The organism is Rhizobium sp. Leaf321 (genome assembly GCF_001423215.1).
GTDB classification, from domain to species: domain Bacteria; phylum Pseudomonadota; class Alphaproteobacteria; order Rhizobiales; family Rhizobiaceae; genus Neorhizobium; species Neorhizobium soli.
The window spans coordinates 832,306-843,066 of record NZ_LMOF01000007.1; the positions used below are offsets into that span (position 1 = coordinate 832,306).

Genomic DNA, 10,761 nt, shown 5'->3' on the forward strand with positions numbered 1-10,761 from the left:
TTATGCGCTCCTGTGCTTGAGCGACACTTCGACGATCGCTTCCGCGGCGCCTGTGGTGTCGAAGAATGCGTCGGGGATCGGACCGACGATGTTCGTGCCGGCTGCGGCGACGAAGCGGTCGGTGACGGTGTTGTAGTAGACGGGATCGCCGTCAGTGACGCCGCCGACACCTGCGCGCACGTACATCTGACCATCGGTCATGAACGCGCCGGTGAAATACTGCGGGTAGCCCTCGACGAGCGTTGCGCCCGGTGCGACCGGCGGGACGGCAGGCGTCAGGACAGCGAGGCCCATGAACTTGCCGCTGGCCGCGAGAGGCACAACACCATGATCGTTAGCGCCGCGCTGGACAGGCTGGCCGAACTTGACGCCAGCGGCGTTCTCGACGGTCCGGCTGACCTTGTTGCACTTTTCCTCGTTGGCGATCTGGCCAGGCAGGCCCTTCGGAGGAGCTTCGGTATACGTGGTCTGGTAGGTAGCCATTGAAGCGCCTCCTTAGTTGACCGTTGGGGAAGTCTTGCCCGCCTTCATGTCGGCGACCATCTCCGCATAGGCATCGGTCACGACCTTGTCGGCATCAGCGGTGGGAGTGACGCCGTCCTTGACGACGGCGGCGAAAGGATCAGCGCCGGCGACCTTCTTGGCGTCTTCAGCCAGGATGTCGAAGCGAGCATCGATGTAGGCGTCGGCCTTGCCAGCGACGGCAGCATCGCCGAGCTTGGCGGTGACGACAGCCTTGCGGATTGCCGCATCGGAAAGGCCAACGGTCTTGACGTCCTTGGCGATCGATGCTGCCAGCGTGATCAGGTCGGCGCGATCCTGCACGCGCTTGTCGAGATCGGCGTCGGACAGCACCTTGGCCTTTTCGGCGTCCAGTGCGGCGTCCTTCTTGGCGAGTTCGGCATCCTTGGCAGCCAGCGCGGCGAGGTGCGCAGCGTCAGCCGTGCTCATCTTGCTGTTGGCATCGTCCAGCCGCTTAAGCAGCGTGGTGATGACCGTGGCGCCCTGGTCGGTCACCTCGACCGGGATACCATCGACGGTTACCGTCTTCAGGGTCATGATCTTTTCCTTCTGAGGTTGGTGATCATTGATCGGGGCAACGCCCCACACATCGGAGGCACCATCGCCTATCCGAGCCATTGAACCGGCCCGGCCGCGATCTACGATTGCCAGGTGGTTGATCTTGATGTTGGTCTGGGTGGCGTTGAACGGCTCGCCTTCAGGCGTGATGCCGTCGCCCCACACCAGTTCGCAGGTATAGCCGGCGGACAGCTCGCGCTTGCCGCTCTCGACAGCTGCGATGGCAGCGCGATCCTTCAGGATCAGCGGCAGGTGTACCCATTCGCCGTCCCTCTTGGCTGCCGTGCTCACCTCGCCGACTGCCAGATCCTTCCAGTTGCCGTCGTTCACGGCTTCTGCTGGATGGTTCATGGTCACTGGCGCATGGGTGAAACTCTGAAGGCTGTCCTGCGCGAAGACCTGATCAGCTGGGCGGTAGACCCGAACCACGGGCATGTCCGGCTTGCCGACTTCATCGCCGGAATAAAGCTGGATGCCGGTGCGAACCGACCGAGCCTCGGCAACAAGGTATCCGTCGCCAGTCCGGCGGGTGCCGGACAGCGTTACAGCGTCGGTGAATTGCATGGTCGAAGCCCTTATATAACAGCCGCTTATAAGCAGCTTCGGGAGGTTCCTGCCCGAGGGTATCGGGACCCGGCGTCGGACGATTGATTGAGAGTGACGACCACTACAGGCCTGTAAGCTCTCTTATTTTCAATATATGATCTTTAAATATCATTATTGGCTTGATAAGAATCATAAATGGTTATATGATGAACTTATAGTCAGCTATTTAACCAAAAAGAGGAAATATGAACGCCAAAGTCTCGAATACCATTCTTAAAAACATTCGCCAGCTCTATAAAGAGAACGATCGAGCAACCATTTTGTTTGATGCAATGGCCAGTCGCCGTAAAGACACGGGCACCACAAGCATAGACCACCTCTCCAAGTCCCTAGGCATTTCCCGTGGAGAGGCAGTCAGCTTTGCTCGCGTTCTTGAAACAGCCGGATGCGGTTCTTTTCTTGTCGGTCGCAGGGGTCAGAAGTCGCGTTTCGTATGGGCCTACAGCCCTATCAGCCTTGGAAAAGCAGCTTTGGGCGAAGATGATGAAATCGAGGATATCGACAGCACAGTCGCGGCTGTTGAGGATGACGAGGAAGAAATGGATGATGCTCACACCGCAGATGCGGCACCCGTACTTTCGAGTGCAAGGAAGTTCCCCAACATAACGATCTCGGAGGCAAAGGCTGCACTCGCAGAATCGCTCGGTGTTCCCATCACGTCGGTTGAGATAACAGTGCGGTCCTAACGCCCACTATTATCGAACGCAGCGAGAAGTCCCTGATCTGGGCAAAATCCTTGATGTTCTGCGTGCCATGCACTAAACTGTAATTAGTCGCCCGTCGTTTCAGACGTTAGCCCAAGGACTGCGAAAGCAGGGCATGAGGCAGGGTGACAGTCTCCCTACTTTTTCCACATCGTAACCATGTCGATCCTGCGCTTCTTGCGCCTGATCTCGGCGACGTAAACGTATCGATCGCCTTCAATGGTGGCATGAACCTCGACACGACGTGGCCCGAAAGGTCGCTGATCAGTTTGGCGGTAGACACCCTCTCGCGTAATGTCGGGAATGCGCGCCAAATCACGCTCGGTCAGCGCCTTTTGCCCCCTCGCCGTTTCTGACGCATAGTCTCCGTGTTGCCGAAGGGCATGACGCATAGACTGGTTGCTGGCGGCATGTTTGAAGCCTCGCACGTCCTCGCCAACCAGTTTCGACAATTCCGCCGGACGGCGTACAGAGCCAATCTCGACGTGGTTGATCGTGTTCTGTCCCGCCTGCGCAGCAGCAGACCGAAGCCGCTCACCAGTCGATACAAATCTGCCGTTCGCGCCACGCGGATGCTGTGACGGATCAAACCTCCGTCCGCTTCCGCGGCTTCTTCGCTTTTTCGCGTCCTCGAAAGGTCGCGCCACCGAATGGCGCACCTCCGTCTTCGGTCACACCTTCCTTCCAGTCTTCCTTGACCTCCTCCGCGAACAGTTCCGGTCCGAGGATGATCTCACCCTGGTAAGGCTCGACGTCGGCTAGATCCGGCGCATCCGGATCGTAGCTGATGGTGATGTGCGGCTGGTACTCGGGGTGATCCCACGACGCGCCAGCTTCCTTGATGCTCTCGTGCCGCCACTGCAGCTCGCTCGCCTTGAACAGCAACACTCGGGCTTCCCCGAACTGCTCCATCAGCCGCGGGCCACCGGCTGCCACCTTGAGTTCGCTCTGCCAGCTCTCGCCGATCGACATCCAGTCCACCGGCGTGCGGCTGAAGGCGATCGTGACATGCAAGTCGCCGGCCGGGAGCGTGGTCTTGAACCCCTGCCCCTTTGCCCATGCGATCAGGTCCGCAGCGTTCAGCACCTTGCGGGTTACGTAGAGCGTCCGCGGCGCGGCGTCGTTCGCTGCCTGCTGCATCCGCACCACGTTGTTGGCGTTCGGCTGCTGCGCGGCCGCTGACGCGGCAAGCTCGGCCTCCGATGGCTCTTGCTCGCCGATCTCTCCGAACACGTCGACTGCATCCTCAAGGCCTGGCAGAACACCATCCTCGACGAGGCGATTGACCAAGGCACGCGATACCGCATCACGAGCAATGATCTCCTGACCTGTCCCGCTACCGACGAGCTGCCTTGCGGCGTCTGCGGTGGTCTTGAATATCTCCGCCCGTTCCTTCTCGCTCATCTGCTCGAGAGGCGCCCAGACCGAGTGAACCTCCGCCGGCCGCGATCCGAGGGCCGATCTGATCAGGCACTCATCAGCGATCTGCAACGCCGGCGAGATCTCCAGCTCCTGGATGGACTGGATCCGATCGTGGTAGTTCTTCATGTCCGAGGTGCCGGTCGCGCTCATGCCTGCAGGCGACTGACCGAGCAGACGCGTAACCGGGATATCAGCCGCACCCGACACGATCTGCATGAAGGCCATGAGAATATCGGTCAGGCCCGCGAGCTGCGCGCCCTTGGTCTCGTATTCCTCTTCCTTGTCGAGGAGCAGCGTGCCGTTGATGCCTTTCGACATGTTGGCCAGCGTGTAGCGCTCGATGATCTTGGCCTTGTACCGCTCGTCGCCGAGCGAGGCCATGAAGTTCGGGATTCGGATCACATCGACCTTCGCCTCGAACACCAGCGATGCGATGTTGCCGGCCGTGCTGTCGGCGTTCTTGATGGCATCAAGCGTGGCGGTCAGGACGCTGTCGCCCCATCCATCCAGCGCATTGAACGTCATCAGGCTGTCGGGCTGGCGCGCTCCCACGAACAGGATCAGGCGCGAGGGATGGATTCGCACCATGACGTTGGCGCCGGTCACCTCGTAGTAGGACGGCTTGCCATGATACGGGCTTGTCACGTCCTGCTCGATCGGGCCTGCCGTCATGTCACGGCGGGACAGGACCGTGAGGTACTTCAGTCCACCTTGGTTGACCGTTGCCGGATCGAGCGGCTTCTCCGGGTTCTGGTCACCAGTCCCGATGAAGATCGCAGAGCCGCCGAACAGACGCGCCTTTGTCAGCGCATCGAGCACCTTGCCCTTGTAGTTCAGCCGGATCTCTTCGGCCTCGATCAGCTCAATGTCGGCAGCCTTCGCCTGCCAGTCACGCCACTTGCGGCAGCTGTCCAGCGCTGGGATGTCGACGATCTTGCGCGGGAGCCATGAGCCCCGATAGGCGGCAAGGGCCTGCTCATCGGTCATCACCGGATGGTTGTAGAAGACCGTGGCGGCCTTGTCCCTGTCTGTGCCCATGCGGGACACGAGACTGGTCAGGCTGTCATTTGCCTGAAATGTCGCTTCTCCCATTGCAGTCCTCAAAGGTTGTCGAGTGTGAAGGTGGACCCGGCAATATGCACGTTGTCAGCGGCGATCACGGCGTCGGCCAAGTTGTGCGACTTCACGCCGAGGTCCTTCTTCAGCTTGAGCTTAGGAACAACCCTCTTCTTGCCTTCTGTCTCGACCCACCAGGGGACACAAAGCTCGGTAAAGAGCGCGTCAAGCTTGTCCTTGCCAATCTGCGACGAGAACGACAGCACATCACCCGTCCGGATCGCTTGACCTCTCGTCACGGCATTGAAAGTCAGCATTGCTTTGCGCGCTGTATTCGCCCAGGCCTGCGCTTTGAGGTTTAGGTACTCGTCTTTGTTGAGCGTGCTGTTGTCGTTCTGCAAATCGCTCGGCTTGTCCGGGTCCATGACCGCGCCGCCAGCATGGAAGGCGTAATGTTTTACCTTGGCGCTATGCTCTTCGTTCTGCTCGTCGATGTACCCGCCGACAAAGGCGCCAACGCCGATCGTGTCGTAAGAGACCGTGGCGCCGGCGTTCTTCGCCTTGGCCCATACTCGCTTTGCATTCTGGACGAGCTGATCCTTGCCGGATGACCAGTCTTCGGCATCAGTGAAGACGCCATCAATCTTGTCGGCCGTCGCGCTCTTGTCCTCGCCATCGTCGGCAGGGTCGAAGCCAATGATATTGAGCCCGGTCAACTCGACTTTAAGCACATCATGAGCGTCAACGCAGGCATCAAGCCAGCGGCGCTTGAAGATCGACAGCTCGCTATCCCCGAGAGGGACGCCGCTGTAGATGTGCTCGAACATCTCAGGGTCGCGGGCCTGCATGGCCGCGATATCGCGTTTGGCCTTCTCTGAGAGAAACGGGTTCTCCGTGTAGTTGATTTTGTGCACGATGCAGTGCGGCGGCGTGTTGACGACGAAGTCTTTCCAGACGTAGTCGGTGACCATCTTCGGATTGAAAAGCAGGATCGCGAGGCTGTCCTCTTTGCGGATCGTCGGGCCGATGACGACCCACTGATCTTCGGTTAGCTTCTCCGCTTCTTCCACCCACAGGATATCGACGTCTGACGTTCCCTTGATGTCCTCAAGGTTTCGCTCGATGCCGTAGAAGATGAACTCCGAGCCGGTAGCCCGGTGGATGATCGTCGTCTTCTGGATCTCATATGCGCTTGTCAGCCCAAGGTGAGCGATTGCCCACTTCAGCTCGGTATAGACCGATTCCTGGATTCTGTTCTGGAACCTACGGATGCATAGAACGCGCATCTTGACCCGGACGTGATCAACGAGGCGAACGAGCTGGCAGGCCGTGTCTCGTGTCTTTGAGCTTGAACGCCCGCCGTGCAGAACAGCGATGTCGTTCTCCCCGAAGAAGACGCCTTCCCAGAAATCATAAAGCGCAGGGTTGGTGAGTGGGGTTGAGGCGCTCAGCTCTTCTTTTCGCTGCGCAGAACCTCTCGCCATGTCCTCGTCTCTGTCTGGATCGGACCGCCATCCGGCCCGGAGTGCTCATGCTTCTCAACGAACATGCCCAGGTGCTTGCCGATATCGACCAGCGCGCCTTTCTTGTCGTGAAGCTTGATCTTAATGCCGCCCGTGCTGTTCTGGCTGATCTCAGCGATCGCGCCGGCCGTGTCGTCATCAATCTCTTCGGACGAGATCAGCGTTACATTGTTGGTGACAACATTCTTGATCACAAGAACGTCGCCACCATCCGGGTTATCTTCTTCGGTAACGAGAGTGCCTTGCCACTTGATGGCCTTGCGAATGTCTGCGAAGCCGATCTTGGCCAACTCAGCCAGGACGCGCTCCTTTGTTATCGCGAGCTTGTCGATAGCCTTCTCTGTGGCTTTCCGTTCTACTGCTTGCTCCCACTCAAGAAGCTCAGTCACGCGTTGTCTGATGTTGTCTTTCTGCTGTAAGCGAGATGCATTTCCACGGTCAGGCTTGAAGCCGGCGTCCGCGTATGCATCATCTGCTGTCTTCCCCTTCGCGAGGGCTTGTGCGAACTTCTCATGCCGTGCGTTCTTGAGGACTGGCATGGATTAACCTTGGGAGGGTGGAAATGTCTACGTTCAACTACATGTTCTATGAGACGACCGAGTTGATCATCGCCGAGATCAAAAGTGATGTGGCGCTGCCAGGCATCGACGTGGGCAACGAACTTATCCTGTCCACCGAAAGCTATGGGAAAACAGGTGGGCTTCTCCACATCGAACACGTAAGGGTGGCTACGTCTTATTGGAACGGCGCATTCCAGCGTTACGACATCCACGTGATCTGCCGGTTTGGCGATTCCAAAGCAGGGTTCTAGCCCAAGGTAACGCAATCTCTGCCCTATCGGTACAGATTGAGGCACCGGAATGGAGACGCCCGTTGTCGGCGGCGTCTCCTCTATGGTGTCAGCCTGCGCCCCGCACGATAAAGGGGCGAGTTACGAAACAATTATATGTTGCATCTATCGCCCGACATAACCAAAGGTCGCGCAATGGATTACTCATATGCGCTCGCGATCGTCGGCTTCTTCGTTATCCTAGGTGTCGTAATGATGTGGATTGGCCTGCGCGGATGGTGAGACCTGATCCGACGACGCGAGAAAAATTTGGTTGCGAACGCAGGATTTGAACCTGCGGCCTTCAGGTTATTAGCCTGACGACCTACCGAGCTGCTCCACCCCACGTAAATGATGCCGGGCTACCCTCCCGGCTTGGCTGCTAGCGATCGTCATGACGATCGAGATCTACAAGCGGGGCTCAGCGGCTTCCCCTGGGTATGGCTTTGGAAGTGGATGGTGAGCGCATCGCGCAAATCACCACCATAATCAATACATAGCCAACAGGTTATAGGTTGGCAAGCGGCTTACGCGTTTTCGTCTTCATTCCCCACAGGTCTGCAAGATCGTCGAGTGCATTGCGGAGATAGTCCGCAAGCGTTGTTTTCTCGCGGTGACTGTTGCCCAGCTTGGCGATCGGCACTCCCTCGCCCGCAACTTTCTCGACAATTCCAAAGCAGCGCGTGCCGATATGCTTGCGGGCTTCCTCGAGCTTAAAGCCCGCATCGATCTGCCTTTCGGTTATGGGTTCCTGTGGCCCGCCTCCATCGACTGGTTCGCGGGTGTAGTCGAAAGACCCTGCACCTGAACCACCAAGCGACTCCCATAGGCGGCGAAACTTAATCGCTGCTTCGACCTGATGGGTTTCGAGGTGGCCCTTCGCTGCCATCATGGCGATAGGGCTCTCTCGCAGGTTCAGCGCAGCGCTCACCGTCTTCGGATTGCCCGAGGCGCCGGCATGCCTTTTGCTGTAATGCGGGTTGTCGATCTCAATGATTTTCATCTCTGAGTGCTGGCTGCCAAGGCCAATGAACTCGAAGTCGGTGTTTGCGATCTCGAGCCCCTTGAACGATCGAACCGATTGCTTCCTTGTTTTCTTTACTGCCATCTTCGTTCCCTCGCCTTAAGCCCGTTCTACCTGGATAGTTCTGCCCCCGCCGAGGAACAGCATTTCAGCTTTCATGCGGGCCGAGCTGGTCGGCTTCGCATCGAATGTCTCGCCGCGGATCGGTCGGCCGTTCATGAAGGCGACCAGGTGCTTCAACGCTTCTTCCGCAGCCTCGCCCTTGGTGGCGAACACCTTCGGCCTGTCGGCTTCGGCCATGATCGGAGCCGGATGAGCGTCACGGCATAGGCGAAGCATCGCCCAGTATCCGAAGCCGCCTGGGATGCGATGGGGATAGGCGCTATATTTGTTCATGCCGCGGTCCTCTGCTTTTCGATTTGGCGAGCAGAATGATCATGCTGCTTGCTCCTGGAAATCCTGATCCTGCCGAACGCCTGGCGCCCAGACCTCGTCGATCGCCCAAAGGTGGACAGCGCCGACCGGCAGTTCCCGCTTCTTCAGAAGGTTGGCGAACTTCTCGTGACTCTTGCACTCGCGGATGAATACGAACCCGGCCCGCTGAAGCTCTTCCGAACGAAGGCGGGCAGTGATGCGCAGATCCCTGAAGCCCTGAGCGTGGGTATGGCGCGGCGTGGCTTCCGACTTGGCGTTAAAGATGGCCCGGGCGCGCGCCAGGTCCTCGACCATCGGCGCATCCTCTCCCCGGGCAAGGATGGCGAACTCCGGCGCGTTCGGAATGAAAGCGCGATGGATCTCGTATTCGCCGCGGATGATCTTCGCCACGACGCGCTTCAGCGCCGATCCGGATATGCCCTTGAGGGCGAAGGCGTAGACTGCCGGCGCCATGTCGGGCGAGAGCGAGGAAGGCAGGGACAGGCCGGACGACAGCAGAGACTTGATCGCCTCGGCTACATGCGCCTCAGTGCTCGGCGCCAGCTTGTCAGTGAGAACGGATATCTCGGCTTTCAAGGTCGAGAGTGTTGCCGGTAAATTCGTCATCGTTGATAATTCCTAGTTTCCGGTCGAATGCTTTGATGGCTGCTTGGTGGCGCTGCTGATGCGCCGTCATGCTCGGACGCTGTCCGGGCGGCGGCTGAGCGCGCTCCCACGTTCCAGCAGACCTTCGGCGGTCGAAGGCGTCTTGAATGGCTGGCACGAAATAGGCCCAGGATCGCGCAGGACGCGTGAGTTTGCTCGCGGTGGAGCGGATGGCCGGGAGAACGTCGAGATCGACGTCAGCGCCCGCCAGGATCAATTCCATGATGGGTCCGACGACAAACCCACCACTCGGCTGGATCTTATCGCCGGCAGCCTCTCGCATTTTGCTTTCGAGGATCGTCGGATCGAGCGCGGCGCCTGCTGATGCTTCGTTAGAAGCAGAAGCAGTAAGGTTGTCGGTTAAAGGTGGCACGCGCGTGTATGTGCTTTTGCTTTGCACATGCATTGCATTTGCATCTGATGGCTGCTTTTTGGGCTTCGAATAGCGGGCCTCTGCGGCCGCGCGCCGCTTCTCGATGATGTCATCGGCCTTCGAAAGCTCCGCGTCGATGCGCTTGTGCGTCCAGTTGGGGCCGAACAGCATGGCGATCACGTCGCGGCTCTCTTCCCACTGGTCGACCGTCATACGAGCCACGCGAGCGATCAGCTTTTCGTTCTGTGGAAGATGGCCGTTCTGCCAATAGTGCATGATCAGCAGCAGGTAGGCGCCGTGCTCTGCAGCGTTCAGGTGCCCGGTGTCTGAAAGGTAGTCCGCGATGTAAAGCGGCATCCACGCCCCGTTACTCATTTCTGCACCTCGACATCGATGTTGTAGGCGGCTTTGATGATTTTCTGGACGCGCTTGAAGTCCTTGGTGACGACGTCCTTCACGTCGATCGTCCGAAACCTGCCGTCTTGGTCGTGGTCGATGAAGCAGAAGTCGGCGCGGTAGGTTCCGATGATCTGGCCATTGACGATCAGCTCGAATTTGCGCTGAAGCACGAGGCCGGAGATACGGCCGGCACGCTCGAGGTTCTTGAGGTCGCTGTAGACCTCGCTCTCGCGCTTGCTGTCGAAGGTGACGCCGTCGACGACCGTGCGCTTGGCACCGAACTTGTTCGTCTTCTTCTCGCGCCTCTTGCCATGTTCGATCATGGCGAGCTCGGCGCGGTACTGGTGGCGGGACAGGACCTCGGTCATGCGGAGCCCCTCTCGTCATATCCGGCGTAGCGAATGAGCTTCTCGGAAATTTGGCGAGCTGGAGCGGGAGATGTGACCGCGCGAACAGGCCAATTCAGCCTTTCAAGATACGCCGCATTCATAGCGGCATTGATCAGGCAATCTACCTCGTGCGGCGCGATGCCGGTCTCTGAGGATATGCGTTCAACGTCGGGACCATAGAGAGCGAAGGCATTGCGGAAGATCATGCAACGGCCTCCGAACCAAATCTTAAGCTTTCCTGTTCCCATATCGCTGCCGGAATCGAAGGAGGAGCGG

General features: G+C 58.7%; 13 protein-coding genes. 2 read left to right on the plus strand and 11 right to left on the minus strand.

The features are described from left to right. Entirely contained in the window at positions 1-483 is a 483-nt protein-coding gene (locus tag ASF70_RS16915; protein WP_062581314.1) for a hypothetical protein, read from the minus strand. A gap of 12 nt (positions 484-495) precedes the next feature. Beyond that, the gene (locus tag ASF70_RS16920; protein WP_062581316.1) at positions 496-1,644 is read right to left on the minus strand and encodes a DUF2213 domain-containing protein; all 1,149 of its coding nucleotides are present in this window, start codon (positions 1,642-1,644) and stop codon (positions 496-498) included. 227 nt (positions 1,645-1,871) lie between these two features. Between ASF70_RS16920 and ASF70_RS16925 the strand changes: the two genes are divergently transcribed. Further along, positions 1,872-2,372, plus strand: a complete 501-nt coding sequence (locus tag ASF70_RS16925; protein ID WP_062581318.1) for a hypothetical protein — start codon at positions 1,872-1,874, stop codon at positions 2,370-2,372. Between the two features lie 603 nt (positions 2,373-2,975). On the opposite strand, the gene ASF70_RS16935 is transcribed toward ASF70_RS16925, so the two are convergent. Genes ASF70_RS16935 through ASF70_RS16945 form a run of 3 tightly spaced genes read right to left on the minus strand, consistent with a single transcriptional unit; the run spans position 2,976 to position 6,930 of the window. Next, positions 2,976-4,904 carry a phage portal protein gene (locus ASF70_RS16935; protein ID WP_082471937.1) on the minus strand — a complete coding sequence of 643 codons (1,929 nt, stop codon included), beginning with the start codon at positions 4,902-4,904 and terminating at the stop codon, positions 2,976-2,978. Positions 4,905-4,912: 8 nt separating this feature from the next. Then, positions 4,913-6,352, minus strand: coding sequence for a PBSX family phage terminase large subunit (locus ASF70_RS16940; RefSeq protein ID WP_082471938.1), 1,440 nt, complete (start codon positions 6,350-6,352; stop codon positions 4,913-4,915). Then, positions 6,316-6,930, minus strand: a complete 615-nt coding sequence (locus tag ASF70_RS16945) for a terminase small subunit (RefSeq protein WP_062581322.1) — start codon at positions 6,928-6,930, stop codon at positions 6,316-6,318. The genes ASF70_RS16940 and ASF70_RS16945 overlap by 37 nt, the downstream gene beginning before the upstream one ends. A gap of 23 nt (positions 6,931-6,953) precedes the next feature. Here ASF70_RS16945 and ASF70_RS16950 point away from each other — a divergent pair, with 23 nt between their 5' ends. Further along, positions 6,954-7,202, plus strand: coding sequence for a hypothetical protein (locus ASF70_RS16950; RefSeq protein WP_062581324.1), 249 nt, complete (start codon positions 6,954-6,956; stop codon positions 7,200-7,202). Positions 7,203-7,728: 526 nt separating this feature from the next. Here ASF70_RS16950 and ASF70_RS16960 read toward each other — a convergent pair. Genes ASF70_RS16960 through ASF70_RS16985 form a run of 6 tightly spaced genes read right to left on the minus strand, consistent with a single transcriptional unit; the run spans position 7,729 to position 10,691 of the window. After that, positions 7,729-8,328: a hypothetical protein gene (locus tag ASF70_RS16960; RefSeq protein WP_244474061.1), complete on the minus strand. Its 600-nt coding sequence runs from the start codon at positions 8,326-8,328 to the stop codon at positions 7,729-7,731. Between the two features lie 15 nt (positions 8,329-8,343). Further along, the gene (locus tag ASF70_RS16965; RefSeq protein WP_062581326.1) at positions 8,344-8,640 is read right to left on the minus strand and encodes a hypothetical protein; all 297 of its coding nucleotides are present in this window, start codon (positions 8,638-8,640) and stop codon (positions 8,344-8,346) included. A 39-nt stretch (positions 8,641-8,679) separates the two neighbouring features. Further along, a complete protein-coding gene (locus ASF70_RS16970; protein ID WP_156461861.1) occupies positions 8,680-9,285 on the minus strand; it encodes a hypothetical protein in 606 nt (201 codons plus the stop codon). After that, the gene (locus tag ASF70_RS24670; RefSeq protein WP_244474062.1) at positions 9,227-10,054 is read right to left on the minus strand and encodes a DUF1376 domain-containing protein; all 828 of its coding nucleotides are present in this window, start codon (positions 10,052-10,054) and stop codon (positions 9,227-9,229) included. The genes ASF70_RS16970 and ASF70_RS24670 overlap by 59 nt, the downstream gene beginning before the upstream one ends. 14 nt (positions 10,055-10,068) lie before the next feature. Then, on the minus strand, positions 10,069-10,464 hold the full coding sequence (locus ASF70_RS16980) for a DUF1064 domain-containing protein (protein ID WP_062581330.1): 396 nt from the start codon (positions 10,462-10,464) through the stop codon (positions 10,069-10,071). After that, positions 10,461-10,691, minus strand: a complete 231-nt coding sequence (locus ASF70_RS16985) for a hypothetical protein (protein ID WP_062581332.1) — start codon at positions 10,689-10,691, stop codon at positions 10,461-10,463. The genes ASF70_RS16980 and ASF70_RS16985 overlap by 4 nt, the downstream gene beginning before the upstream one ends. Between the last annotated feature and the right edge of the window lie 70 nt (positions 10,692-10,761).

Coding starts and splice junctions, on each gene's coding strand:
- ASF70_RS16915 (WP_062581314.1), bottom strand. CDS start 483: ATGGCTACCTACCAGACCACGTATACCGAAGCTCCTCCGAAGGGCCTG.
- ASF70_RS16920 (WP_062581316.1), bottom strand. CDS start 1,644: ATGCAATTCACCGACGCTGTAACGCTGTCCGGCACCCGCCGGACTGGC.
- ASF70_RS16925 (WP_062581318.1), top strand. CDS start 1,872: ATGAACGCCAAAGTCTCGAATACCATTCTTAAAAACATTCGCCAGCTC.
- ASF70_RS16935 (WP_082471937.1), bottom strand. CDS start 4,904: ATGGGAGAAGCGACATTTCAGGCAAATGACAGCCTGACCAGTCTCGTG.
- ASF70_RS16940 (WP_082471938.1), bottom strand. CDS start 6,352: ATGGCGAGAGGTTCTGCGCAGCGAAAAGAAGAGCTGAGCGCCTCAACC.
- ASF70_RS16945 (WP_062581322.1), bottom strand. CDS start 6,930: ATGCCAGTCCTCAAGAACGCACGGCATGAGAAGTTCGCACAAGCCCTC.
- ASF70_RS16950 (WP_062581324.1), top strand. CDS start 6,954: ATGTCTACGTTCAACTACATGTTCTATGAGACGACCGAGTTGATCATC.
- ASF70_RS16960 (WP_244474061.1), bottom strand. CDS start 8,328: ATGGCAGTAAAGAAAACAAGGAAGCAATCGGTTCGATCGTTCAAGGGG.
- ASF70_RS16965 (WP_062581326.1), bottom strand. CDS start 8,640: ATGAACAAATATAGCGCCTATCCCCATCGCATCCCAGGCGGCTTCGGA.
- ASF70_RS16970 (WP_156461861.1), bottom strand. CDS start 9,285: ATGACGAATTTACCGGCAACACTCTCGACCTTGAAAGCCGAGATATCC.
- ASF70_RS24670 (WP_244474062.1), bottom strand. CDS start 10,054: ATGCCGCTTTACATCGCGGACTACCTTTCAGACACCGGGCACCTGAAC.
- ASF70_RS16980 (WP_062581330.1), bottom strand. CDS start 10,464: ATGACCGAGGTCCTGTCCCGCCACCAGTACCGCGCCGAGCTCGCCATG.
- ASF70_RS16985 (WP_062581332.1), bottom strand. CDS start 10,691: ATGATCTTCCGCAATGCCTTCGCTCTCTATGGTCCCGACGTTGAACGC.